General features: G+C 40.8%; 26 protein-coding genes and 1 other annotated feature. All 26 genes read left to right on the plus strand.

The window, feature by feature from the left end:
* Positions 1 to 12: 12 nt before the first annotated feature.
* On the plus strand, positions 13 to 981 hold the full coding sequence (gene mraY, locus MLE13_RS01290; protein ID WP_240747675.1) for a phospho-N-acetylmuramoyl-pentapeptide-transferase: 969 nt from the start codon (positions 13 to 15) through the stop codon (positions 979 to 981).
* Positions 982 to 2,346: a UDP-N-acetylmuramoyl-L-alanine--D-glutamate ligase gene (gene murD, locus MLE13_RS01295; RefSeq protein ID WP_240747676.1), complete on the plus strand. Its 1,365-nt coding sequence runs from the start codon at positions 982 to 984 to the stop codon at positions 2,344 to 2,346.
* A gap of 19 nt (positions 2,347 to 2,365) precedes the next feature.
* Complete coding sequence (locus MLE13_RS01300) at positions 2,366 to 3,151, plus strand: cell division protein FtsQ/DivIB (RefSeq protein ID WP_240747677.1); 786 nt, start codon at positions 2,366 to 2,368, stop codon at positions 3,149 to 3,151.
* Complete coding sequence (locus tag MLE13_RS01305; RefSeq protein WP_240747678.1) at positions 3,129 to 3,854, plus strand: DUF881 domain-containing protein; 726 nt, start codon at positions 3,129 to 3,131, stop codon at positions 3,852 to 3,854. Before MLE13_RS01300 ends, MLE13_RS01305 begins: the two co-directional genes overlap by 23 nt.
* Positions 3,855 to 3,870: 16 nt before the next feature.
* Positions 3,871 to 4,587 (plus strand): DUF881 domain-containing protein, encoded by a 717-nt coding sequence (locus tag MLE13_RS01310; protein WP_240747679.1) that lies wholly within the window; start codon positions 3,871 to 3,873, stop codon positions 4,585 to 4,587.
* A 2-nt stretch (positions 4,588 to 4,589) separates the two neighbouring features.
* The gene (locus MLE13_RS01315) at positions 4,590 to 4,952 is read left to right on the plus strand and encodes a small basic family protein (protein ID WP_008430746.1); all 363 of its coding nucleotides are present in this window, start codon (positions 4,590 to 4,592) and stop codon (positions 4,950 to 4,952) included.
* A gap of 102 nt (positions 4,953 to 5,054) precedes the next feature.
* A complete protein-coding gene (gene ftsA / locus MLE13_RS01320; RefSeq protein WP_240747680.1) occupies positions 5,055 to 6,338 on the plus strand; it encodes a cell division protein FtsA in 1,284 nt (427 codons plus the stop codon).
* Positions 6,339 to 6,397: 59 nt separating this feature from the next.
* Complete coding sequence (ftsZ, locus tag MLE13_RS01325; protein WP_008430749.1) at positions 6,398 to 7,591, plus strand: cell division protein FtsZ; 1,194 nt, start codon at positions 6,398 to 6,400, stop codon at positions 7,589 to 7,591.
* 113 nt (positions 7,592 to 7,704) lie between these two features.
* Positions 7,705 to 8,373, plus strand: a complete 669-nt coding sequence (locus tag MLE13_RS01330; protein ID WP_240747681.1) for a YggS family pyridoxal phosphate-dependent enzyme — start codon at positions 7,705 to 7,707, stop codon at positions 8,371 to 8,373.
* Positions 8,373 to 8,855: a cell division protein SepF gene (locus tag MLE13_RS01335; RefSeq protein WP_240747682.1), complete on the plus strand. Its 483-nt coding sequence runs from the start codon at positions 8,373 to 8,375 to the stop codon at positions 8,853 to 8,855. The genes MLE13_RS01330 and MLE13_RS01335 overlap by 1 nt, the downstream gene beginning before the upstream one ends.
* A gap of 20 nt (positions 8,856 to 8,875) precedes the next feature.
* Positions 8,876 to 9,139 carry a YggT family protein gene (locus MLE13_RS01340; RefSeq protein ID WP_008430752.1) on the plus strand — a complete coding sequence of 88 codons (264 nt, stop codon included), beginning with the start codon at positions 8,876 to 8,878 and terminating at the stop codon, positions 9,137 to 9,139.
* Between the two features lie 61 nt (positions 9,140 to 9,200).
* Positions 9,201 to 9,986: an RNA-binding protein gene (locus MLE13_RS01345; RefSeq protein ID WP_240747683.1), complete on the plus strand. Its 786-nt coding sequence runs from the start codon at positions 9,201 to 9,203 to the stop codon at positions 9,984 to 9,986.
* Between the two features lie 94 nt (positions 9,987 to 10,080).
* On the plus strand, positions 10,081 to 10,602 hold the full coding sequence (locus MLE13_RS01350) for a DivIVA domain-containing protein (RefSeq protein ID WP_008430754.1): 522 nt from the start codon (positions 10,081 to 10,083) through the stop codon (positions 10,600 to 10,602).
* 37 nt (positions 10,603 to 10,639) lie between these two features.
* Positions 10,640 to 10,855: a binding site (T-box leader), on the plus strand.
* A gap of 44 nt (positions 10,856 to 10,899) precedes the next feature.
* Positions 10,900 to 13,662 carry an isoleucine--tRNA ligase gene (gene ileS, locus MLE13_RS01355; protein ID WP_240747684.1) on the plus strand — a complete coding sequence of 921 codons (2,763 nt, stop codon included), beginning with the start codon at positions 10,900 to 10,902 and terminating at the stop codon, positions 13,660 to 13,662.
* A gap of 120 nt (positions 13,663 to 13,782) precedes the next feature.
* Positions 13,783 to 14,259 carry a signal peptidase II gene (gene lspA / locus MLE13_RS01360; RefSeq protein WP_240747685.1) on the plus strand — a complete coding sequence of 159 codons (477 nt, stop codon included), beginning with the start codon at positions 13,783 to 13,785 and terminating at the stop codon, positions 14,257 to 14,259.
* Positions 14,259 to 15,170 (plus strand): RluA family pseudouridine synthase, encoded by a 912-nt coding sequence (locus tag MLE13_RS01365; protein WP_240747686.1) that lies wholly within the window; start codon positions 14,259 to 14,261, stop codon positions 15,168 to 15,170. The genes lspA and MLE13_RS01365 overlap by 1 nt, the downstream gene beginning before the upstream one ends.
* Before the next feature lie 190 nt (positions 15,171 to 15,360).
* On the plus strand, positions 15,361 to 15,900 hold the full coding sequence (gene pyrR / locus MLE13_RS01370) for a bifunctional pyr operon transcriptional regulator/uracil phosphoribosyltransferase PyrR (protein WP_008498005.1): 540 nt from the start codon (positions 15,361 to 15,363) through the stop codon (positions 15,898 to 15,900).
* Between the two features lie 27 nt (positions 15,901 to 15,927).
* Entirely contained in the window at positions 15,928 to 17,214 is a 1,287-nt protein-coding gene (locus tag MLE13_RS01375; RefSeq protein ID WP_240747687.1) for a solute carrier family 23 protein, read from the plus strand.
* A gap of 132 nt (positions 17,215 to 17,346) precedes the next feature.
* Entirely contained in the window at positions 17,347 to 18,216 is an 870-nt protein-coding gene (locus MLE13_RS01380) for an aspartate carbamoyltransferase catalytic subunit (RefSeq protein WP_276323764.1), read from the plus strand.
* A 1-nt stretch (position 18,217) separates the two neighbouring features.
* Positions 18,218 to 19,495, plus strand: coding sequence for a dihydroorotase (locus MLE13_RS01385; RefSeq protein ID WP_276323765.1), 1,278 nt, complete (start codon positions 18,218 to 18,220; stop codon positions 19,493 to 19,495).
* Positions 19,492 to 20,589, plus strand: coding sequence for a carbamoyl phosphate synthase small subunit (locus MLE13_RS01390; RefSeq protein WP_240747688.1), 1,098 nt, complete (start codon positions 19,492 to 19,494; stop codon positions 20,587 to 20,589). Before MLE13_RS01385 ends, MLE13_RS01390 begins: the two co-directional genes overlap by 4 nt.
* A complete protein-coding gene (gene carB / locus MLE13_RS01395; protein WP_240747689.1) occupies positions 20,582 to 23,770 on the plus strand; it encodes a carbamoyl-phosphate synthase large subunit in 3,189 nt (1,062 codons plus the stop codon). The genes MLE13_RS01390 and carB overlap by 8 nt, the downstream gene beginning before the upstream one ends.
* Positions 23,767 to 24,534, plus strand: coding sequence for a dihydroorotate dehydrogenase electron transfer subunit (locus MLE13_RS01400; RefSeq protein ID WP_240747690.1), 768 nt, complete (start codon positions 23,767 to 23,769; stop codon positions 24,532 to 24,534). The genes carB and MLE13_RS01400 overlap by 4 nt, the downstream gene beginning before the upstream one ends.
* Positions 24,531 to 25,445, plus strand: coding sequence for a dihydroorotate dehydrogenase (locus MLE13_RS01405; protein ID WP_240747691.1), 915 nt, complete (start codon positions 24,531 to 24,533; stop codon positions 25,443 to 25,445). The genes MLE13_RS01400 and MLE13_RS01405 overlap by 4 nt, the downstream gene beginning before the upstream one ends.
* On the plus strand, positions 25,442 to 26,131 hold the full coding sequence (gene pyrF / locus MLE13_RS01410) for an orotidine-5'-phosphate decarboxylase (protein WP_240747692.1): 690 nt from the start codon (positions 25,442 to 25,444) through the stop codon (positions 26,129 to 26,131). The genes MLE13_RS01405 and pyrF overlap by 4 nt, the downstream gene beginning before the upstream one ends.
* Positions 26,128 to 26,751 carry an orotate phosphoribosyltransferase gene (gene pyrE / locus MLE13_RS01415; protein ID WP_240747693.1) on the plus strand — a complete coding sequence of 208 codons (624 nt, stop codon included), beginning with the start codon at positions 26,128 to 26,130 and terminating at the stop codon, positions 26,749 to 26,751. Before pyrF ends, pyrE begins: the two co-directional genes overlap by 4 nt.
* Positions 26,752 to 26,825 lie beyond the last annotated feature (74 nt).

The raw sequence follows: 26,825 nt of genomic DNA on the forward strand, positions 1-26,825 counted from the left end.
GGAGTTATACAAATGAGTACTTTTACACTAATGAGCCTCGGAATCACTTTGTTACTAACGGTTATCCTAATGCCGGTATTTATCCCGCTATTAAAAAGAATGAAATTTGGACAAAGCATCCGAGAAGAAGGACCCGAATCACATATGAAGAAAACAGGCACTCCCACTATGGGAGGACTTGTTTTCTTAATCGCTATTATTATTACTGTGTTAGTCGTTACTTTTATGGCTGGATTATTAACCGCTAAAGTATGGATTTTACTTTTGGTACTTTTCGGTTATGGATTAATCGGCTTTTTGGATGACTTTATCAAAGTAGTATTAAAAAGAAATCTTGGCTTAACGTCTTTACAAAAACTAATCGCACAAATCATTATCGCTGTTATTTCATTCTTTGTGTTAAGTGGTAGTGACTTTGAGACAGGGGTCAATATCCCCTTTACAAACATTTCCATTGAGTTATCATGGCTATATGTGTTCTTTATCATCTTTTGGTTAGTTGGATTTTCCAATGCAGTTAACTTAACTGATGGACTTGATGGTTTAGTAGCAGGAACTGCTTCAATTGCTTTTGCAGCATTTGGTGTATTAGCAATTTATCAAGATGAAATGGCTATCGCAATTTTCACTTTTTCCGTAACAGGAGGCTTGCTAGGTTTCTTGATCTTCAATAAATACCCAGCAAAAGTTTTCATGGGAGATACAGGCTCATTAGCGCTAGGTGGCGCATTAGCAATGGTATCAATCTTGCTAAAACAAGAATTGTTATTGCTATTAATCGGACTTGTATTTGTTGTAGAAACAGCTTCGGTTATTTTACAAGTTGGTAGTTTTAAATTGCGTCAAAAACGTATTTTTAAAATGAGTCCTATTCATCATCATTTTGAATTGAGCGGATGGTCGGAATGGAAAGTAGTTATTGTATTCTGGTCAGTCGGTCTTATCAGTGCGGCAATTGCCGTCTTTTTGGAGGTAATGTAAATGAAAGAAGCTCCACAATTATATCAAAAGAAAGTTCTGGTTCTAGGATTAGCGAAAAGCGGATTTACAGCAGCCCGAATTTTAAATAAGTTAGGTGCATTTGTAACTGTTAATGATTCCAAGCCTTTTGAAGAGAATCCGGAAGCGCAAGAATTATTAAATATGGGCGTTACCGTTATTTGCGGGAGACACCCAGAAGATCTTCTAGAAGAAGGTTTTGAATTGGTTGTTAAAAACCCAGGTATTCCGTATACAAATATTTTAATTCAATCCGCTATGCAAAAGAAAATTCCAGTATGGACGGAAATTGAATTGGCTTATTTGATTAGTGAAGCACCATTTATTGGGATTACAGGATCGAACGGGAAAACAACGACAACTACGTTATTGTTCCATATGTTAAACCAAGACAATAAAAATCCATTAATTGCTGGGAATATCGGAACAGTAGCAAGTGGCGTTGCAGAAAAAGCAAAAGCAGAAAATGTCATTGTGACGGAATTGTCTTCTTTCCAGTTAAAAGGAACGGTAGCTTTCCGCCCGACAATCGCAATTGTTACGAATATTTATGAAGCGCATTTGGATTACCACGGATCAATCGAAGATTACCGGGCTTCTAAAATGAAACTTACATCAAATCAGACAGCGGATGATTATTTTATTTACAACGCCGACCAACCGCTGCTAGTAGAGCATGCAAAAAACTGCAAAGCGAAATTGGTGCCTTTTACACTTAAAGGACGAACCGAAGAAAGTGTCAGTGCAGATGATAACTATGTATATTGGCAAGGTGAAGAGCTGATTGAACGTTCGAAAATCATGTTAGCGGGCCAGCATAATTTAGAAAATATTTTAGCGGCGACAGCAGCAACCTTGATTCAAGGTGGAACAAAAGAAACAATCATACGTGTTCTTACGTCATTTACAGGCGTAAAACATCGATCGCAGTTTATTAAAGAATGGCAAGGTCGTAAATTTTACAACGATTCAAAAGCCACCAATGCTTTGGCAACAAAAAGTGCATTAGAAGCTTTTCCAGAGAATATCATTTTATTGGCTGGTGGCTTAGAGCGTAACCATTCGTTGGACGAAATTCGTCCATTTATGGACCGCGTCAAGGCATTGGTGACTTTTGGAGAGACAGCACAACGATTTACTACATTTGCAGAAGAAAGCGGTGTCCAGACCATTATTCAAGCAGGTAAAATGGATGATGCAGTCAAAAAAGCTATCCAAGCGTCAGCAGATGGTGATACCATCTTATTGTCACCCGCGTGTGCTAGCTGGGATCAGTACGATAGTTTTGAAATTCGAGGAGATGCTTTCATTTCCGCAGTCCATCAAATGACGGAAGCGAACGAATAAAAGATAAGGGGCAGCAATTATGGACAAAGTGATTGACATCGAAGAACGCATCCCATCGCTCCGCGATCGACGGAAAAAAAGAACCAATCGCAAGTTCGTGGCGCTGTTGCTCATTTTTCTCACTTTGCTTGCCGTACTTTTATACAGCCAGTCGAAGTACAGTGAAATCCAGACCATCACTATAGAAGGCGCTGTTCTTTTTAATCAGAAAAGCTATCAGGCAGCAAGTGGATTAGCAATCGGAGATTCAATGTGGTCATTCGATACGCGAGCTGTTGCGCAACAACTAGAAAAGTTGGAATGGGTGGAAAAAGCTTCGGTTAATAAAAATTGGTTGACCGGTGTTGAAATTGATCTGAAAGAGTATGTTCAAATGGGCTATTTAGACCGTGGCAATAGTTACCAGATTGTTTTATCAAACAATCTAGCACTCAAACAACCAGTAACGAATATTGATGGTCCAATTTATTCGAATTTTGATGACGAGAAAAAAAGAGGGAAATTGATTGACCAATTAGCGGAGATCAATCCGGAAGTACTACAATTGATTTCTCAAATCATTTTAGATTCGAAAGAAAAAGATGCAGATTTTGTTACTTTGTATATGAATGACGGAAACGAAATTCATGGGATATTAAGTACATTGGCTGAGAAGATAAATTATTACCCATCTGTCATCTCGCAATTAGAAGAAGATCAAAAAGGCGTAATTGATATGGAAGTCGGAATATATTTCCGCTCTTATGCAGATGCTTATGGTTTTGCAGAGGAGGATCCAGAAGATGAAGACGCCGAAGAGGAATAACCGCAAAAACTTTAGCAAATCAATTGTTTTTTCATTGGTATTCTTAGTTCTTGGATTTATCATGGCCTATTCCTATAGTCTTTCCAATGCTAACAAAGAGACGGAAGGCTATACGGGTGGGGCCTTTTTTGAACAAGAAGAACGGTATCGTAAAGAGCTAATCAATCAGCAAGAGCGCAATAAAGCCTTACGAGATGAATTGCAAGAAAAGCAAAGCGAAGTTCAGGAGTTTGAAAAATCTTTTGCGGATGGAGAAAACCGCTATACGGAATATGCGAAAGAAGCAGAAGAACTCCGAAGATATCTTGGTCTAGTGCCGATTCAAGGAAGCGGCTTAAAAGTAACGTTGCAAGACGGTGATTACAACCCTAACTCAGTGAATCCTAATGATTATATTGTTCATGAAAGTCATGTTTTTCAGGTGATTAATGAATTGTATATTTCGGGTGCAGAAGCGATTTCAATTAACGGTCAGCGTATTCATAGCAATTCCTATATTGTATGTACCGGACCGGTTATTACGGTAGACGGCGTTCAATACCCGGCTCCTTTTGTGATAGAAGCAATCGGCGAACCTAAAGTATTGTCTTCTTCGATAAAATTAACCGGAGGAATTATGGATCAATTAGTAAATGATAATATTGTCGTTACATTGGATGAGGGATTAATCATTAAAATGCCTGCTTTACTTACGGAATCATGAGTAAGGAGGAAGTTTTGTGAAGAAAAAGATTTTCACTAGATTTACGGCGATACTGTTTTTAATCGGCTTAATGACTGCCATACAATATAATACAATCAATGAACCTGACAGACGCGATACGCGAGATGTATGGGAAGTAAGGCAAGAGTTATCGAGAGAAAAAAAGTTGCATTCGCAACTGCTTTCAGAAATAGGTACTCTTGATGAAACATTAGACAAATACAATACAGCAGCAGATGAAAGCCCTGAACAAGCATTACGTGAAACCGCTGGTGAATTAAGAAATGCTGTTGGTTTAACAGAAACGACTGGACCTGGCTTTGAGGTTTTAGTTGAGCCATCGATGGAAGCGGTTGCGTTAGGATTGGAAATAGAAGGAATTTCACCAGACTTACTAATTCGACTCGTTAATGAAATCAATCGGTATGATGCTCTCTACGTATCGATAGATGGAAAACGAATCATTAACACGACTTCGATACGAGACATAAACGGTCAGACATCAGTAAATGCAAAACCGGTTGAAACACCCCCGTTTTCAATAAAAATTATTTCTCAGTCGATAGATGACTCAGAAAAGCTGTATAATCATTTATTGGCATCACGTATTCTAGATGATTTTTATATCGATAATATGTCACTAACAGTTTCAGTACCACAAAGCGATATGGTGATCGAAGCATATGATGGTACTATAGACACCAAATATTTACAGGCAATAGAGGGGGAATAGCGATGTGGCTATCCATTTTAGGTTTATTACTCGGTATTTCGCTTGGTCTTCTGACGGATATGCAAATACCTCCAGAATATGCCAATTATTTATCCATAGCCGTATTAGCGTCTCTTGATACACTATTTGGCGGAATACGTGCTCATTTACAGCAAGTGTATGATGATAAAGTATTTGTTTCTGGGTTCTTTTTCAACATTGCATTAGCAGCAGGTCTTGCTTTTCTCGGTGTTCACTTAGGAGTCGATTTGTATTTAGCTGCAATTTTCGCATTTGGTGTTCGGCTATTTCAAAATATTGCAGTCATTCGACGCATTATTTTAGCAAAATGGGCTGAAAAAAAAGAAGTTAGAGAAACAATTTGAATAATTAGAGGAAATTTATTTAAGTTTTGCGATTTTCTTAGACAAGGTGCACGATATGCAATAGAATATAAGTACAGCAGTTTAATAAGGAGGTGCCACGAATTGAGTCAATCAGAATTATATGTAAGTCTAGATATCGGTTCGTCATCCGTTAAAGTTTTAATCGGAGAAATGGCCAACAAGTCATTGAACGTAATCGGTGTCGGAAATGTAAAATCTAATGGGATTAAAAAAGGTGCGATTGTTGACATAGATGCAACGGTGCAGTCCATTAAAAAAGCTGTCGATCAGGCAGAGCGCATGATCGGCAAATCGATTCACGAAGTGGTATTAGGAATTCCAGCAAATAAGGCAGTATTACAGCCCGTTAAAGGGATTGTTGCAGTAAACAGTGAAAATCGTGAAATTACCGATGAAGACTTGGATCGTGTATTAGAAGCGGCACAAGTTATGTCGATTCCCCCAGAACGGGAGTTAGTCAACATCATTCCTGAACAATACATTGTGGACCATTTAGGTGAAATTAAAGATCCACGGGGCATGATTGGTATCCGCCTTGAAATGGATGGTACAATGGTGACAACTTCAAAAACTATTTTACACAACGTACTTCGCTGTGTAGAAAGAGCAGGACTTGAAATTCGTGATATTTATGTCCAACCGCTTGCAGCAGGAAGTTATGCATTAACTGAAGATGAGAAAAATCATGGCACAGCGTGTATCGATATCGGTGGAGGATCGACTTCTATTTCCATCTTCCAAGAAGGCCACTTGACTGCTTCTTCCGTAATTCCGGTTGGAGGAGACCACGTTACAAAAGATTTGTCCATTATTTTAAAGACACCGACAGATCAAGCTGAAAAAATTAAACTTGAATATGGTCATGCGTTTTTCGAAGATGCTTCAGAAGATGAAGTTTTTGAAGTCCCAGTTATTGGATCTGATTCAACAGAACAGTATAATCAAAAATACATATCTGAAATAATCGGAGTTCGCCTGGAAGAACTTTTCGAACTGATTTTAGATGAGTTTTATCGCTTGGGCGTTCAAGACTTGCCAGGAGGAGTCGTTTTAACAGGCGGCATGGCTAAATTGGATGGACTGCCAGAACTTGCACGTAATATCCTGCAAACTCGCGTTCGTTTATTCACACCAGAATTTATTGGCGTTCGAGAACCACAGTACACGACAGCAGTTGGCTTAATACAATATGCATACATGGAAGATGTCTTTTATGGTCGTATTGGAAATGGTGGAGCTGTTGCCGGAGCTGCGAAAGTTGAACAGCAAGAAGTGCAACAACCTAAAAAGCAAAAGCAGCCAAAACAAAACTCTGAAGGTGTCGTAACGAAAGCCAAAAAGATGTTTGATCGATTCTTTGAATAAAATCAATGTTGCATCTAGCTTGCAACTATAAAAGCTAAGCAATCTTAGGAGGAAAAAGAATGTTGGAATTTGATACAAATATTGATGCACTGGCCGTAATTAAAGTTATTGGAGTAGGTGGCGGTGGTAACAATGCCGTAAACCGTATGATCGAACACGGAGTACAAGGTGTAGAATTTATAGCAGTAAACACAGATGCACAAGCTTTAAACTTATCTAAGGCAGAAGTGCGCCTTCAAATTGGTGGTAAATTAACACGCGGTCTTGGTGCCGGTGCGAACCCTGATGTTGGTAAAAAAGCAGCAGAAGAAAGCAAAGAACAAATCGAAGAAGCTTTACGCGGAGCAGATATGGTATTCGTAACTGCAGGAATGGGCGGCGGAACAGGTACGGGTGCAGCACCAGTTATTGCTGGAATCGCTAAAGAACTTGGCGCATTAACTGTTGGTGTCGTTACGCGTCCATTTACTTTCGAAGGCCGTAAACGCTCAACACAAGCAATCGGTGGTATTGCAACGATGAAAGAATCAGTTGACACATTGATTGTTATTCCAAACGATCGTTTACTTGAAATCGTTGATAAAAACACACCAATGCTTGAAGCTTTCCGCGAAGCGGATAATGTTTTACGCCAAGGTGTATCTGGTATCTCTGACTTGATCGCCGTTCCTGGATTGATCAACTTGGATTTCGCCGACGTTAAAACTATTATGTCTAACAAAGGTTCTGCATTAATGGGAATCGGTGTATCTTCAGGAGAAAATCGCGCTTCTGAAGCGGCTAAAAAAGCTGTTTCAAGTCCATTGCTTGAAGTTTCAGTTGACGGTGCAAAAGGTGTCTTAATGAACATTACAGGCGGATCTAACCTTAGCCTTTATGAAGTTCAAGAAGCAGCTGATATTGTAGCATCGGCTTCTGATGAAGAAGTTAACATGATTTTCGGTTCTGTTATTAACGATAACTTGAAAGATGAAATTATCGTGACAGTTATCGCGACTGGCTTTAATGAAGAACAACTTCAGCCAAGAACGCCAAGAGGATCTGGATTGAATTCAAGTCGCGTCCAGTCGATTCAACAACAAACTCCAGCGCCGTCAATCCGTGATGCACGCCGTGAAGATCAACGTCGCGACGAGCAACGCCGTGAAGAACAGCCACCTTATTACAACCAAGAACCACAAAGACAAGAAAAACATAGCGACGATGCACTAGACATTCCGACTTTCTTACGCAATCGTCAAAAGAGACGTTAATCCAAACAGCTGCCGGTTGGGCAGCTGTTTTTTTATAGAGAAAGAGCTTAATTGATAAATCAATTAAAACTTGGTACAATATATTGGACTTCTATAAGAAAAGTTGTGACTAAATGAAACCGATTAAACCTATATTTGAAGAGATTACTGAACAATTATCTGCTGTAAATAACACGATACAGATTATTGCTGTAACAAAACAAGTTGGCATAGAACGCACGAAAGAAGCGATTCAAGCAGGAGTTCATCATCTGGGTGAAAACCGTCCAGAAGGATTATCCCAAAAACTTGAAGCAATTGACGAAAATGTGTCTTGGCACTATATAGGCAATCTACAAACGAGAAAAGTAAAAGATGTTATTAATGAAATCGATTATTTACATTCATTAGATCGATTAAGTTTGGCCAAAGAAATTCAAAAACGTGCTACTCGGCCTGTAAACTGTTTTGTTCAAGTAAATGTGTCGGCAGAAGAGTCGAAAAGTGGTATTGAACCTGAAGATACAATAAACTTTATCGAATCACTCGAAGCTTATGACAACATAAAAGTGGTCGGATTGATGACAATGGCACCAAATACGTCCGATGAAAGTGTAATCCGTGAAGCATTTAAAGGGTTAAAATCACTCCAACTTCAAGTGTCTGAGAAAAACTGGGCACATGCACCATGCACGGAATGTTCGATGGGCATGTCTAACGACTACTTAATTGCTGCTCAAGAAGGAGCTAGTTTTGTCCGAATTGGCACAGCATTGGTTGGGGCAGAAAGTGAGGAAAAATGATGGGCGTGAAAGACAAATTTAAAAATTTCTTTTACTTAGATGAGTTTGAGGAACAAGTACAAGTTCGTGAACAACCCGTTAAACAACAAAAAACAGCTCCGCGGTACGAAAAACCTGCTGTTATGCAAGAGCCGAAAAAAGCACCGAAAGAACGGCGCCAGAAAGTGGAGGAGACCAATGTGTCTAATTTAGTCAGTATGCAAGGAGCTTCAAAAGCTTCAAAAGTTAGCTTGGCAGAACCAAGAGTTTATGCCGAAGCACAAGATATCGCAGAAAGCCTAAAGAACAAGCAAGCAGTAGTTGTGAACCTTCAACGCATTGAAAAAGATCAAGGTCTACGGATCATCGACTTTTTAAGTGGAACTGTTTATGCTCTTGGTGGAGACATTCAACGCATTGGAACGGATATTTTCTTATGCGTACCAGACACTGTAGAAGTGGATGGCGCCATTTCAGATTATTATTACGACGAGCAACAATAAGAGGGGTGCCATAAAAAAGTATGTCAGTTATATTAAATTTGATACTTTCAGCAATTAACATCTATTTTTATATTCTAATTGTTAGTGTATTCATGAGTTGGGTACCGAGCATTAAAGAATCTAGTTTTGGACAAATGATTTCCAAAATCACAGATCCTTATTTGGACATTTTCAGACGCTTTATCCCACCAATCGGCATGATTGATATCTCACCGATCGTTGCAATTTTCACTTTGAATTTAGCAAGCCAAGGGATTATTGTATTATATAATTTCTTCGTTTAATCTAAAACCTCACGTGATGTGAGGTTTTTTTCTTGAAAAACTGGTCTGAAGGAGCATTGATATGGAAGAGATATTTCAGCATTTCAGAAAAGAAGAACAACAATTTATCGAGCAAGTTTCGGGCTGGCTACGTGAAGTGGAAGACCGCTATTCACCAAAATTAACGGACTTTCTTGATCCTCGACAGCGATTTATCGTAGAAGCAGTGATGGGGTCGACTGATGTAAAAATGATGACTTCGGGAATTTTTAAAGATGCAGAAAGACAACGCGTATTGCTGTATCCCTCTTATTTCGAGCCACAAAAAGAAGACTTTAATATTACAGTTTTCGAATTGAAATACCCATCGAAGTTTGTTAATTTACGTCACCCCGATATATTGGGGTCAATCATGTCGCTTGGGCTTGACCGAAGTAAATTTGGCGATATTCGTATTGATAATGATCGTGTTCAACTTGCTGTTATGAATGAAATCAGCCCTTATTTGCAAAGTAATTTTGTGAGTGCTGCAAAAGTGAAAGTTCAATTGAATGAAATTACAGACCTAACAGAAATGATTGAGACAAGTGAAGAGTGGACAGAAGAACCCTATACTGTTAGTTCGATGCGACTGGATACGGTCATGAGTTCTGTCTATAACATATCAAGACAAAAAGCTTCTGCCTTAATTCATGGTGGAAAAGTGAAAGTTAACTGGACTTTGCAAGAGCAACCTTCATTTGAGCTACATGAATCGGACATGATTTCTTCAAGAGGATTTGGTCGAGTTCGTTTGATTATGATCGAAGGGCGTACGAAAAAAGACAAAGTTCGCTTGCAAATCGGTCGTCTAGAAACAAAAAACTAGCCGTCTTGGGAAAATTACGAAATAGTACTGAAATTTAAAGTTATGAACGGTATAATAGAAAGATAAGATTACAAGTTAAGGAGAGGTTTACTCAATGCCATTATCCCCGTTAGATATACATAACAAAGAATTCAGCCGTGCATTCCGTGGATATCAGGAAGATGAAGTAAATGAATTCCTGGAACAAATTATGAGAGATTATGAAATTTTGCTAAAAGACAAGGCAGCTCTTGAAGAACGGTTACGTACAACCGACGAACGAGTTGGCCATTTCAATACAATTGAGTCGACATTACAAAAATCGATTTTTGTGGCTCAAGAAGCTTCAGAAGAAGTTCGTCGTAACTCACAAAAAGAAGCAGAATTGATTATTAAAGAAGCAGAGAAAAATGCAGATCGCATTGTCAATGAATCATTGACGAAAGCACGTCGTATTGCAACCGAAATTGAAGAACTGAAAAAACAATCTCGTATTTTCAAAAATCGTTTCAAAATGCTTGTTGAAGCTCAATTAGACTTGATCGAAACAGATGATTGGGAAACATTATTAGAATACGATATCGACACACAAAATTTAGAGAAGATTGAGAAGGACAAAGAAGAGACGAACTCTTGACTCTGAGACTTTCTGAATCTATAATTACGACATACAATAAAACGCGCTGATAGAGACAGTAGTTTATGTAGAACGCTAAAGCGAATCAGGGACAGTGGAAGCCTGATGCGGACATATAGATGAAAATCACTCTTGAGCAGAATTGGTGAATAGCTAGTATCCAATTCCGTCTACGCCACGTTACGGCGATCGAGTGGCAGCTATCTAGCTGCAACAAGGGTGGTACCGCGAGTTTAAGCTTCTCGTCCCTTTACCAGGGATGGGGGGCTTTTTATTATGTCTACAGGAGGAATAGAAATGGAATACAAAGATACGTTATTAATGCCAAAAACCGATTTTCCAATGCGTGGAAATTTGCCAAATCGCGAACCAGAAATGCAACAAAAATGGGAAGACATGAACATTTACAAACAAGTGCAAGATCGTACTGCGGGTCGTCCGTTTTTCGTTCTTCATGATGGACCTCCATATGCGAACGGTGATTTGCATATGGGCCATGCACTTAACAAAGTACTAAAAGATATGATCGTTCGTTCGCGCTCGATGATGGGCTTCCATGCACCATACGTTCCAGGTTGGGACACGCACGGTTTGCCAATTGAACAAGCTTTAACAAACAAAGGCGTAAACCGCAAAGAAATGTCTTTAGCGGAATTCCGCAAGCTTTGTGAAGAATATGCTTTCCAACAAATCGACAATCAACGCTCTCAATTCAAGCGTATTGGTGTTCGTGGCGATTGGGAAAATCCTTATGTGACATTAAAACCGGCATATGAAGCCCGTCAAATTGAAGTGTTTGGTAAAATGGCCAACAAAGGTTATATCTATAAAGGATTGAAACCTGTTTATTGGTCGCCATCAAGTGAATCATCACTTGCTGAAGCTGAAATTGAGTATCACGACAAAAAATCTCCTTCTATTTACGTTTCTTTCCCTGTAACGGATGGCAAAGGCGTTTTAGTAGAAGGAACAAATTTTGTTATCTGGACTACTACACCTTGGACAATTCCGGCGAACCTAGGAATTTCCGTGCATGCTAAATTGGATTATGCAGAAGTCTCTGTCAATGGTTCTCTTTACATCGTTGCACAAGAGCTATTAAAAGAAGTATCTGAAGAATTAGGTTGGACAGATGCAGAAGTTGTTCGTCTTATCAAAGGTGAAGAACTAGAACATATTCTTACAAAACATCCTCTTTATGATCGTACTTCATTAGTGATGCTTGGCGAACACGTCACAACAGATTCAGGTACGGGTTGTGTTCACACAGCACCGGGCCATGGTGAAGATGACTTCTTAATCGGTAAAAAATACGGATTGGACGTTTTATGCCCAGTAGATGAGCGCGGAGTTATGACAGCTGAAGCACCTGGATTTGAAGGCGAGTTTTACGACAAAGCCAATAAATCGATAACAGAAGCATTAGATAAAGTAGGTGCACTTGAAAAGCTAACATTTATCACGCACTCATATCCTCATGACTGGCGGACGAAAAAACCGGTAATTTACCGTGCAACAGCTCAATGGTTTGTATCGATTGAAGCATTCCGTGATCAAATCTTAAAAGCGATTAAAGAAACTTCGTTTACTCCAGCTTGGGGCGAAACACGTTTATTTAATATGCTACGTGATCGTGGAGATTGGAATATTTCACGTCAGCGCGTTTGGGGCGTTCCAATTCCTGTGTTTTATGCTGAAAATGGTGATCCGGTTATCACGGAGGAAACAATTGCACACATTGCAAAATTGTTCCGCGAAAACGGTTCAAACGTTTGGTTTGAGCGTTCAACAGCAGAATTATTACCGCCAGGATTTACTCACCCAAGTAGCCCGAACGGTGAATTTACAAAAGAAATGGATATTATGGATGTTTGGTTTGACTCAGGATCATCTCACCAAGGTGTTCTTGTTGAACGGGAAGATCTTCAATACCCAGCAGATCTTTACTTAGAAGGATCTGACCAATACCGTGGTTGGTTCAACTCGTCGCTAACGACAAGTGTTGCAATCAATGGCCACGCACCGTATAAAGGCATTTTGAGCCATGGCTTTACTCTTGATGGCAATGGGCGTAAAATGAGTAAATCACTTGGTAACGTTATTGTTCCTTCAAAAGTCATGAACCAAATGGGCGCAGATATCCTTCGTCTATGGGTTGCTTCTGTAGACTATACAGCTGACGTTCGTGTTTCTGATGAAAACTTTAAACAAGTATCAGAAGTTTACCGTAAAATCCGCAACACGCTGAAATTCCTTCACGGGAACTTAGCTGATTTCAACGAAAAAGAGCACCGTATCGCATTTGAAGATATGCGTGAAATGGATCAATACATGGCAATGAAATTACAGAAGATGGTAGAAACTGTACGTAAAGGCTATGAAACGTATGAGTTTTCAACAATCTATCATGCATTAAACAATTATTGTGCTAACGATTTAAGCTCATTCTACTTGGATGTAGCGAAAGACGTTGTTTATATTGAAAATGTAAATCACCCACATCGTCGTGCGATGCAAACCGTAATGTTTGATTCGTTAATGGCTATTCTGAAGCTAGCAGCACCAATCATTCCTCATACGGCGGATGAATTATGGTCTTACTTGAGCTTTGTTGAAGAAGATAGTGTTCAATTGACAGATTTCCCGGAAGTTGTTTCAAACCCAGCGTTTGAAGGATTAAATGACAAATGGAGCCGATTTATGGATGTTCGCGATGATGTGTTAAAAGCATTAGAAGAAGCGCGTGCAGCTAAAACAATTGGTAAATCGCTAGAAGCAAAAGTAACGGTCTTTGGCGACGAAGAACTTGCTACATTATTAGCTTCTACTGATGAAAATCTTGCTCAATTGTTCATCGTATCGAAATACGAGTATGGTGGTACACAAGATCAAGCACCAGAACATGCTGTAAAAATAAATGAAGTTTCAGTCACTGTAGAAAAAGCGACGGGTGAAAAATGTGAACGCTGCTGGACAATTTCTGAAGAAATCGGTCAAAGCGAAGCGCATCCAACATTATGCCCTCGCTGTGCAAGTGTTATCGAAACACAGTTTGCTTAATCAATAAAAACAAATTTAAAAAGGGTTTGGAGAGCCGAAATTCGGTAGCTCCAGGCCCTTTACTTTTTTTGCTGTCAGTGTGGTAAAATAGATTGACTGCTGAATTGACGGAGGATACAGATGTTTATTTATTATGGACTTGCAATATTCATAATCGCATTAGATCAATGGACAAAATGGCTAGTACTGAAAAATATGGAATTGGGTGAACGGATTTCGGTCATTGACCCTTACCTTGGATGGTTGTCGCACCGGAATCGTGGCGCTGCTTGGGGTATGCTAGAAGGACAGATGTGGCTGTTCGCTATTATTACAGTAGCGGTTATTATCGGAATACTTTACTATTTTCATAAACATGCACAAGGGCAACCTTTATTTCAGCTAAGTTTAATGGTTCTCTTAGGAGGCGCAGTTGGTAATTTTATCGATCGAATGTTTCGCGGAGAAGTCGTTGATTTTGTTGACGTACTAATTCCTGTGATTGGTTATGATTTTCCGATATTTAATGTGGCAGATGCCGCATTGACGATTGGTGTCGTGTTGATGATTATTTATATTATTTATGACGAAAAACAACAAAAGAAAAAGGTGTCTTAATGGAAGATTTAACGATTGAAATCACAAAAGAAATGGCCGGCGAACGAGTAGATAAAGCTGTGTCATCGATAGATGGAGACTGGTCGCGTTCACAGATCAGCAATTGGGTCAAAGAAGGTGCAGTAAAAGTTAACGGAGAAACCGTAAAACCGAATTACAAAGTACGTCTGCAAGACATTATCATTGTCACTCCACCTGAGTTGGAAGAATTAGATGTAGTTCCTGAAGATTTAGATTTGGAGATTGTTTATGAAGATGAAGATGTTTTAGTGGTTAACAAACCTAAAGGCATGGTTGTTCACCCGGCTCCTGGTCATGCTAAAGGAACTTTAGTGAATGGGTTAATGCATCATTGCACAGACCTTTCAGGTATTAATGGTGTTGTGCGTCCTGGAATTGTTCATCGCATTGATAAAGATACTTCGGGCTTGTTGATGGTAGCGAAAAATGACGCTGCTCATACATCACTTGTTGATCAATTAGTGAAAAAGACAGTTACGCGCAAATATGTGGCTTTGGTTCACGGTCATATTCCTCATGATAAAGGAACAATCCAAGCACCAATTGCACGTGATCCTAAAGAACGTCAAAATATGGCGATTGTTGATAAAGGAAAGCATGCCGTAACGCATTTCCGTGTACTTGAACGTTTCGGAAACTTTACGCTTGTTGAATGCCGTTTAGAAACAGGAAGAACGCATCAAATCCGTGTTCACATGAAATACATTGGTTTTCCGCTTGTAGGGGATCCGAAATACGGACCGAAAAAAACAATGGATGTTGGCGGTCAAGCTCTTCACGCTGAAGTGATTGGTTTTATTCATCCGAGAACGAACGAATACATGGAGTTTTCTGCAGAGCCACCAGCTGAATTTGCAGAACTTCTAGAATCTCTTCGCGATAAGGATTGACAAACCCGTTTCTCTTTCTTTATACTTAAAAAAACAAATCGAATAATAACACCTTTAACTACAGTCCAGAGAGGCTGAGAAGGTATTTACGCAAGCCGGAAGTTTGTCTTCCGTGCTGAGTTTTTCTGCGCATCTATCCTCTTGCCTCTATGGCAAGAGGTTTTTTATTTGCAAAAAAGGAGCGGGTCTCATGGTAGAAAAAGCAGATATTTTGGATGAACAGGCGATAAGCCGAGCGATTACTCGCATTGCACACGAAATTATCGAACGTAATAAAGGCATAGATGATTGCATACTAGTCGGCATTAAAACACGTGGTGCTTTTATCGCAAAGCGCTTAGCAGAAAAAATCGAAAAAATTGAAGGACGTCCTATTTTAAAAGGTGAACTCGATATCACGCTTTACAGAGATGACTTGAGCGTCAAAACAAAAAATCAAGAACCATTAGTTCAGCAAGTTGATATTGAACACAGCATACTCGATAAAAAAGTGATTCTTGTAGACGATGTGCTTTACACAGGAAGAACAGTACGTGCTGCAATGGATGCCGTAATGGACCTTGGACGGCCAGCACAAATTCAACTGGCTGTGCTGATTGACAGAGGTCATCGCGAATTGCCCATCCGAGCTGACTTTGTTGGAAAGAACATTCCGACTTCAAGCGATGAACGCATTATCGTCCAAATGGTCGAAAGCGATCAAGTGGATCGAGTAGCCATTCACGAATAGAGAGATAGAGACAGGGGAGAATGGAAATTGAGTGAAGCTATTTTAGACGTACAAGACAAACCAAAAGCAGGTCAATGGATCTCGCTAAGCTTACAGCATATGTTTGCTATGTTTGGTGCAACGATATTAGTACCGCAACTGGTCGGGTTAAGCCCAGCCATCGCATTGTTAACAAGTGGAATTGCAACAATCATTTTTATCCTCATTACACAATTTAAAGTACCAGCTTACTTAGGCTCATCATTCGCCTTTATCGTGCCAATTACAATTGCGACAGAAACAGGTGGGATTGGCTCAGCGATGATCGGTGCCATGTTTGTATCACTGGTTTATGCCATTGTCGCATTGATCATTTGGAAAACCGGTTATCATTGGCTAATGAAACTACTACCACCGATTGTGGTAGGACCTGTTATCATCGTCATCGGACTTGCATTATCAGGCACGGCGGTAAATATGGCAATGACTATTCCAGCTGAAGGCGGATCGGAGTACAGCCTACTGCATTTCTCAGCTGCGATTGTGACGTTACTAACTGCAATCATCTGTAACATTTATTTTAAAAACATCATTTCATTAATGCCGATTTTGATCGGAATTATTGTAGGCTATGGCTACTCGGCAGCCATCGGAATTATCGACTTTACGGCAATTGGCGATGCAAGTTGGTTCGCAGTACCAGAATTTCTGATTCCTGGAGTGGATTATTCGTTTCAAGTTACGCCAACCTTATTGTTTGTCATGGTACCAATCGCTATCGTCACAATTTCTGAACACATCGGACACCAGCTTGTGTTAGGGAAAATTGTTGATAGAAATTACATAAAAGACCCTGGTTTACACCGCTCGATTTTAGCAGACGGGATTGGGACTTTCATTTCTTCGCTAGTCGGTGGTCCACCAAAGACCACATACGGTGAAAATATCGGAGTACTCGCCATAACAAAAGTGTTCTCCGTGTATGTCATCCTGGGTGCTGCAGTGTTCGCCATCGCTTTTTCTTTCTTCGGTAAATTGATGGCAGTTATTGAAACAATCCCAACAGCTGTTCTTGGCGGAATTTCTATCCTGCTTTTCGGAATAATCGCTTCTTCTGGGTTACGGATGCTAGTGGACAACAACATCGACTTTGGCAACAACCGCAACTTGGTCATCTCATCAGTTATCTTGGTGATCGGGATTGGTGGAGCGAAGCTTGAATTTAACGAATCCTTCTCGATCGAGGGAATGGCACTTGCTGCGATTGTCGGTGTCATCTTGAACTTAGTGCTTCCCGGAATGAATAAAAAAGAAGTAGACGACGGAACTAAATAATTACCTTTTAATGAATGTCCAGAGAGGCATGGAAAGGGTTGAAGAATGGGTAAAGTCTACCCTTTTTTCCTCACACCTTCCTGCCCCTGGGAAGGTGTTTTTTTGTCTGAAGAATGAGAGGATGAGTCAATTTTGCCAAACTTACTATCTATGAACAACTTAGAAAATGACACGATTATGAGTTTGCTTAAGCGTGCTGGAGAATTTCAGCAAGGCGAGAGAGCGCCAATTGATGGCACGGTCGTCAACTTGTTTTTCGAACCAAGCACAAGAACAAAAATGAGTTTTGAAATGGCAGAGCATCATATGGGACTCGCTGTACTACCTTTTGAAACAGCTTTTTCTAGCATCTTAAAAGGTGAAACACTTTACGATACAGTAAAAACGATGGAAGCAATTGGTGTAGGTGCAGTCATTATACGTCATGAAGAAGAAGAGTATTACCAACAACTAGAAGGATGCAACGTTGCTGTCATAAATGGTGGAGATGGCTCAGGTCAACATCCAACGCAATCTCTTTTAGACTTAATGACCATATATCAAGAGTTCGGACGGATCGAAGGCATTCACGTCACCATCGTCGGAGACATCGCTCATAGCCGTGTGGCAAAATCAAACGCAGCGGCGCTCAAGCAATTAGGAGCTAAAGTGAGCTTTATTTGTCCAGAAGAATGGAGCGGAGACTATGAATCTTCAGAGCATCTAGATGACTTTATTGAAACGACGGATGTGGTCATGATGCTCCGCGTCCAGCATGAGCGCCATGCTGTCTCTGCGCTTTTTTCAAAAGAAAACTACCATGAGCAATACGGATTGACTGTAGAGCGAGAAAAGAAAATGAAAGACGGAGCAATTATTATGCACCCAGCTCCAATCAACCGTGGTGTGGAAATAGCAGATTGTCTCGTTGAGTGTGAACGCTCAAGAATTTTTAAACAAATGGCTAACGGAGTTTATATCCGAATGGCAGTACTTGAATACGCATTGAAAGGGAGAGATTGACTTGAATTTATTCATTAAAAACGTAAACATGCTGCAAAATGGAGAACTAACACCTACCAACATCCGCATCAAAGAAGGAAAAATTGAAGAAATCAGTAAAGAGTTAGTAGCGGATAACGAACACCAAATTGACGGCAAAGGCCGGATGATTGCACCAGGATTTGTTGATGTCCATGTTCATTTGCGTGAACCAGGTGGCGAACAGAAAGAAACGATCGAAAGCGGGACAAAATCTGCGGCAAAAGGCGGCTACACAACAATATGTGCAATGCCGAATACACGCCCAGTACCTGATACGAAAGAAAATCTGCAGCTGGTTAACGGATTGATCGAAAAAAATGCGCTTATCCGAGTTTTGCCGTATGCTTCGATCACAATAAGAGAAGCAGGGAAAGAACGCACGAATTTGCAAGAACTAAAAGAAAATGGTGCATTTGCTTTCACTGATGACGGTGTAGGCATTCAAGAAGCGGGCATGATGTACGAAACAATGCAAGACGCAGCGAAAATTGATATGGCAGTTGTCGCGCATTGTGAAGATAATAGCTTGATTTACGATGGAGTGATGCACGAAGGCAAGCGTAGCAAAGAACTAGGATTAAAAGGCATCCCGGCGATTGCAGAATCCGTGCATATCGCACGTGACATTTTACTGGCTGAAGCAGCAGGCGCACATTACCACGTATGCCACGTCAGCACGAAAGAATCGGTTCGCGTCATTCGAGACGCAAAACGTGCAGGAGTTCGCGTAACAGCTGAAGTTACACCTCACCACTTGTTGTTGACGGAAGATGATATTCCTTCAGACGATGCAAACTATAAAATGAACCCACCGCTTCGTGCGAAAGAAGATTGGGAAGCGTTACACGCAGGATTGCTTGACGGTACGCTAGACTTTATCGCGACAGACCATGCACCACACACAGAAGCAGAAAAAACAAATGGCATGAATGGCTCGATGTTCGGGATTGTCGGATTTGAAACGGCGTTTCCACTGCTTTATAGCAAGTTTGTCAAAACCGGCACATGGACGTTACAACAATTAATCGACTGGTTAACCATCAAACCAAGCCAAACATTCAACTTGCCATATGGCACTTTAGAAATTGGACAAACAGCGGATCTCGTATTATTAGATCTTGAAAAAGAACAACCAATTCAAGTAGAAGAATTTTTATCAAAAGGTAAAAACACACCATTTAATGGTTGGAATTGTACAGGGTGGCCAGTAACAACCATCTTTGGTGGCGAAATTGTATGGCAGGAGGAGACAAATTGATGAAACGTTATTTAATCTTAGAAGACGGTACGGTATTTGAAGGAACAGCATTCGGTGGCGATGATGCCTCAGTCGGGGAAATCGTATTTAATACCAGCATGACCGGCTATCAAGAAATTTTATCAGATCCATCTTATTGTGGACAAATTGTTACCATGACTTACCCGTTAATCGGCAACTATGGCATTAATAGCGACGATTTTGAATCGATTGAACCAGCAGTAAAAGGCATGGTCGTTCGTGAAATTGCGGAGTTTCCATCAAACTTTAGAAATAAATCAACAGTAGATGAATTGTTTAAAACTAAAAATATTCCAGGGATTACAGGAATTGATACACGTAAATTAACGCGCTTAATTCGCGCAAAAGGTGCCATCAAAGGCGTATTAACAGCAGCGGGAGAAGAAGTTCAAGTTGACCAAGTTATTAAAACTCTTCAAGAAACCGTGTTGCCTAACGACCAAGTGGCACAAGTTTCAACAGGTCGCCCTTACCCGAGTCCAGGGCGTGGAAAACGTGTCGTATTAATCGACTATGGCATGAAACACGGCATTTTGCGTGAACTTAATAATCGAGACTGTGATGTAATTGTTGTACCTTATAACACTTCATCAACAGAAATATTGGCTTGGGGACCAGATGGTGTCATGCTATCAAACGGACCAGGAGATCCGAAAGATGTAGAAGAGTGCGTAGAAGTAGTACGCGAATTGCTTGGACAAGTTCCGATTTTCGGTATCTGCCTCGGCCACCAATTGTTCGCAAGAGCTTGCGGAGCTGACACCTTCAAATTGAAATTCGGTCATCGCGGAGGAAATCATCCAGTACGCGACTTAGAAACAGGCAAAATCGAAATCACATCACAAAACCATGGCTACGCAGTAGATGAAGATACGTTACAAGGGACGCGTTTAAAAGTTACGCATAGCGCATTAAACGACGGGACAAACGAAGGATTGGCTCATTTGGATTATCCAGCCTTCACGGTTCAATACCATCCAGAATCATCACCGGGACCAGAAGACTCAAACTACTTATTTGATCGCTTTATTGATGTAATGAACGCAACTCGAAAGGAGCAACAACATGCCTAAAAGACAAGATATTCAAAGTATACTCGTAATCGGATCAGGACCAATCGTAATCGGACAAGCAGCCGAGTTTGACTATGCAGGAACACAAGCATGTCTTGCATTAAAAGAAGAAGGTTACCGCGTAATCTTGATCAACTCAAACCCTGCAACCATCATGACGGATACAGAAATCGCTGATAAAGTGTATATCGAACCGATCACACTTGAATTTGTTAGCCGAATTTTGCGTAAAGAGCGTCCGGATGCACTTCTACCGACATTAGGTGGCCAAACAGGCTTGAATATGGCGATTGAACTGGACGAATCGGGAATTTTAGACGAATTGAATATCGAAATTTTAGGCACAAAACTCGAAGCCATTCATAAAGCAGAAGACCGTGATTTGTTTAGAACCTTAATGAACGAATTAGGCGAACCGGTTCCGGATTCAGATATTATTCACAACATGACCGAAGCTGAAAACTTTGTAGACCGTGTGGGTTACCCAGTTATTGTTCGTCCAGCCTTTACATTAGGTGGAACAGGCGGCGGAATTTGCCACGACTACGAACAGTTAAAAGAAATAGTGGCGAGTGGCTTAAAATACAGCCCCGTTACACAATGTTTACTAGAAAAATCAATCGCAGGTTTTAAAGAAATTGAATACGAAGTAATGCGCGATAAGAACGATACTGCAATCGTAGTTTGTAACATGGAAAACATTGATCCAGTCGGCATTCATACTGGAGACTCAATTGTGGTCGCACCTAGCCAAACTTTGTCAGACCGTGAATACCAAATGCTACGAAATGTGTCGCTGAAAATTATTCGCGCTTTGAAAATTGAAGGAGGCTGTAACGTACAGCTTGCATTAGATCCATTTAGCTTTAACTACTACATCATTGAAGTAAATCCGCGGGTTAGTCGATCTTCTGCACTAGCATCTAAAGCGACAGGTTATCCTATTGCGAAACTAGCTGCAAAAATTGCAGTCGGTTTAACGTTAGATGAAATGATGAATCCAGTGACAGGGCGCACATATGCTGCTTTCGAGCCAGCACTAGACTATGTCGTAACGAAAATTCCACGCTGGCCTTTTGATAAATTCGAAGCAGCAAAACGTAATTTAGGAACGCAAATGAAAGCAACCGGCGAAGTAATGGCAATGGGACGTACATTCGAAGAATCTATCCTGAAAGCTGTTCGTTCATTAGAAACAGGGCAATTCCACTTAGAGCTAAAAAATGCGGATAGCATGAGTGATGAATGGATTCAAAAACGTATTTGTCGAGCGGGAGATGAGCGTTTGTTCTTTATCGGCGAAGCACTTCGTCGCGGTGTAACAATCGAAACCATTAACGAATGGAGCCAAATCGATTTATTCTTCTTGAAGAAATTCGAAAACATCGTAAAATACGAAGAAGATTTGAAAAACGCAGCGTTTGACTACGACGTAGCAAAACGTGCAAAACGTTTAGGCTTTGCAGACCGGACAATCGCCAAACTTTGGAATACAACAGAGCAGCAAGTGTACAACTGGCGTAAAGAAAAAAAGCTAATGCCAGTATACAAAATGGTGGATACATGTGCGGCTGAGTTTGAATCCGAAACACCTTATTTCTACGGAACGTATGAAGATGAAAATGAATCAGTGAAAACGGATAAAGAATCCGTCATTGTTCTTGGGTCAGGTCCGATTCGCATCGGTCAAGGTGTCGAATTTGATTACGCTACGGTGCATTCAGTATGGGCTATTAAAGAAGCAGGCTATGAAGCAATTATCGTCAACAACAACCCAGAAACGGTTTCAACAGACTTTTCGATCTCGGATAAATTGTATTTTGAGCCACTGACGATTGAAGATGTTATGCACATCGTTGATCTGGAGCAACCAAAAGGTGTCGTCGTTCAATTTGGTGGGCAAACGGCGATCAACTTAGCTGAAAAACTCGAGCAAAATGGCGTGAAGATTCTCGGCACATCGTTAGAAGATACAGACCGTGCAGAAAACCGCAATAAGTTCGAAGCTGCGCTACACGAAATCGGTATTCCACAGCCACTGGGCAAAACAGCGGTGAACACAGAAGAAGCCATTATCATCGCGACAGACATCGGCTATCCGGTACTAGTTCGTCCTTCTTATGTACTCGGTGGGCGCGCGATGGAAATTGTTTATAACGAAGAAGATTTAAAACATTATATGGAGCACGCAGTAGAAGCGAGTCCAGAGCATCCGGTCTTAGTCGATCGTTACTTGACGGGAATTGAAATAGAAGTTGATGCGATATCAGATGGTGAAAACGTCTTGATCCCTGGAATTATGGAGCATATTGAACGCGCAGGCGTCCATTCGGGCGACTCGATTGCGGTTTATCCAACACAAAACATTTCGGATGAGTTACTAGAAACTTTAGTCGACTATACGACGCGACTAGCAAAAGGATTAAACATTATCGGCTTGCTCAATATCCAGTATGTCATCTCAAAAGGCGAAGTGTTTGTTATCGAAGTAAACCCGCGCTCAAGTCGAACAGTGCCATTTATGAGTAAAATCACATCGATTCCAATGGCGAACATTGCCACAAAAGCAATTCTTGGTCAAAGCATAGTCGACCAAGGCTTTACACCAGGTCTTGCACCGATTTCAAAAGGGGTCTTTGTCAAAGTACCGGTATTCTCTTTCGCGAAGTTACGCCGCGTAGACATTACGCTTGGACCAGAAATGAAATCAACTGGAGAAGTAATGGGCAAAGACACAACACTCGAAAAAGCTTTGTATAAAGGTTTAGCAGCAGCTGGCATGGAAGTAAAAGATCATGGCACAGTGCTACTAACCGTCGCAGATAAAGACAAAGAAGAAGCGGTTGGTTTAGCAAAACGTTTTAAAGCGATCGGTTATCAAATCATGGCTACAGGTGGAACTGCCAAAGCATTTGAAGAAGCTGGCATAGTAGTAGCACCAATCGGTAAAATTGGTTCAGAAGGCAAAACTTTACTAGATGTTATTCAAAATGGCGATACGCAAATTGTCATCAACACCTTAACAAAGGGCAAACAGCCACAACGTGACGGATTCCGCATTCGCCGTGAATCGGTTGAAAACGGCATTCCTTGCTTAACTTCACTTGATACAGCAGAAGCGATGCTTCGCGTTATCGAATCCATGACCTTTTCAGCTGAAGCAATGGGGGCAAATATATGATCAAACAAGAGCGCATGCAAGTCATTAACCAACAAGAAATTGCCCATTGTATTTTTGAACTAACTGTTCAAGGAGCTCTTGCCAATGAAATGGCAGAGCCCGGACAATTTGTTCACATACGAGTCGCAGACAGCTTTGAACCATTGTTGCGTCGACCAATATCTGTCGCATCCATTGATTTGGAAGCTTCGCAATTTACGATGATTTACCGAGCTGAAGGACGCGGTACTGGACTATTAGCTGAAAAAAAACCAGGTGACACAATAGATGTGCTAGGTCCACTTGGGCATGGTTTTCCTGTCGAAGAAGCCGAGAAAAAAGCGTATTTAATTGGCGGAGGAATTGGTGTACCGCCTTTGTATGAACTGGCGAAACAATTAAACGCACGTGGCATTGAAACAGTCCATATTTTAGGATTTGAAAGCAAACAAGCCGTATTCTATGAAGATAAATTCCGTAAACTTGGCGAAACGCATATTGCGACAGTGGATGGATCTCATGGTACGCAAGGGTTTGTCACGCATATCTTAAATGAATTGCCAACGGATTTTGATACGTATTATAGCTGTGGTCCAACACCAATGCTTGAAGCGGTTCAATGGGCATATCCACAGAAAAAAGGGTTTTTATCTTATGAGCAGCGAATGGGCTGCGGTATCGGTGCATGTTTTGCTTGTGTATGCCGGACAACGAAAAGTGAAACGGATTACATCAAAGTGTGTTCAGATGGTCCGGTATTTCCAGCAGGAGTGGTGATTTCATGAGCGATTTGACAGTAAAACTACCAGGACTCAACTTAAAAAATCCAATCATTCCTGCTTCAGGATGTTTTGGATTTGGTAAAGAATATGCGCAACTATATGATTTATCGCAACTCGGTGCCATTATGATTAAAGCAACAACAGTAGAAACACGCCTTGGCAATCCAACACCACGAGTAGCAGAAACCGCATCTGGGATGTTAAACGCAATCGGCTTACAAAACCCAGGACTTGAAAAAGTTACAGAGCAAGAATTGCCTTGGTTGGAAAAATACGATGTACCGATTATCGCAAACGTTGCCGGTACAACAACTGAAGATTATGTAGAAGTTGCAAAAATGATTTCGCAAGCACCAAATGTTCATGCACTCGAAATTAATATTTCGTGCCCAAACGTTAAACAAGGTGGCATCACATTCGGTACGGATCCTGATGTCGCACGTGAATTAACGCGTGCTGTAAAAGAAGTGTCTGCTGTACCGGTTTATATTAAGTTGTCTCCAAATGTGACGAACATTGTCTCTATCGCAAAAGCTGTTGAAGAAGGTGGTGCTGATGGCATCACGATGATCAATACATTACTCGGCATGCGCATGGATACGAAAACAGGGAGACCGATTATCGCTAATATTACGGGTGGCTTGTCTGGACCTGCTATTAAGCCTGTTGCTTTGCGTATGGTTTATGAAGTAAGTCAACACACGAAACTGCCAATCATCGGAATGGGTGGTATAACAAATGTAGATGATGTCATCGACTTTTTGTCAGCCGGAGCAAGTGCTGTAGCTGTCGGAACAGCAAATTTTGTTAATCCATTTGTGTGTCCAGAAATCATCGGACAACTTCCTGAACGATTGCATGAACTTGGATTTGATTCGGTAGAACAGCTTGTCGGAAGGAGCCACCGTCTGTGAATAAACCCATTATCGCTTTAGATTTTGCATCTAAACAACAAGTAGAAGAATTTTTAGCACAATTTTCTGAGCCGCTTTTTGTTAAAGTAGGCATGGAGCTTTATTTTCAAGAAGGACCTGAATTGGTTCGTTTTATAAAATCACAAGGTCATGACATTTTCTTGGATTTAAAACTGCATGACATTCCCAATACAGTAGAGTCCGCTATGCGAGGCTTGGCCAAATTGGGAGTAGATTTAGTCAATGTCCATGCTGCTGGTGGGCTTGAAATGATGCAAGCAGCAAAACGTGGGTTGGCAGGTAGTGAGACGAAATTGATTGCAGTGACACAATTAACTTCGACAAGTGAAGAAGATATGCATGAGGATCAATTGGTTTATGTCAGTTTAGAAGAGTCTGTCTTACATTACGCAAAGCGAGCGATGCAAGCAGGGTTAGATGGTGTTGTATGCTCAGTGCTTGAGGCAGAGGCTATTGGCGAAGCATGCGGACAAGACTTTCTACGTGTAACACCAGGCATTCGTCCGGCTTCGGTGTCGGCTGATGATCAAAAACGCGTCGCAACTCCAGCACAGGCACGAACAAAAGGATCGACTCATATCGTAGTTGGCCGAGCGATTACCAAAGCTGAAAATCCAGCAGAAAGTTACGCACAAATCCAAGCAGAATGGAGTGGGAAATCTTGAAGTACGAAATAGCAAATCATTTATTATCGATTGGTGCAGTTGAATTGCGCCCTCAAGATCCATTTACATGGGCATCAGGTGTCAAATCTCCGATTTATTGCGACAATCGATTAACAATGTCATACCCGGCGGTTCGGAAAGACATTGCCAAAGGATTAGCAGAGACAATTAACGAATATTATCCTGATTGTGAAGTGGTAGCAGGAACAGCGACAGCCGGTATTCCACATGCTGCATGGGTTAGTGATTTGCTGGAATTGCCAATGGTTTATGTGCGTTCGAAAGCAAAAGAACATGGTCAAACGAATATGATTGAAGGTAAAATCGAAACCGGTAAAAAAGTGGTTGTTGTTGAAGATTTAATCTCTAAAGGTGGATCCGTCTTGCAAGCAGCGCAAGCACTTGAAGCAGCAGGGTTTGAAGTTCTAGGAATCGTAGCTATTTTCACTTACGATTTGCCTCAGTCAATCGAAGCTATCACAGGAGCAGGCTATACGTTCCATACACTAACGAATTTCCCAGCACTTGTCGAACAAGCATTGAGCACGCAAGCAATCAACGAAGCGGATATGCCTATGCTTGCAGATTGGCACGAAAAATTAAAAGCAGGAACTTTGTAGAGCCGGCCATTTGGTCGGTTTTTTTAAATTTTAGAATAGAAATCGTTGACAAGTGTAAAATGACTGAATATAAT

The organism is Planococcus halocryophilus (assembly GCF_022489025.1).
Taxonomy (GTDB): Bacteria; Bacillota; Bacilli; order Bacillales_A; family Planococcaceae; genus Planococcus; species Planococcus halocryophilus_A.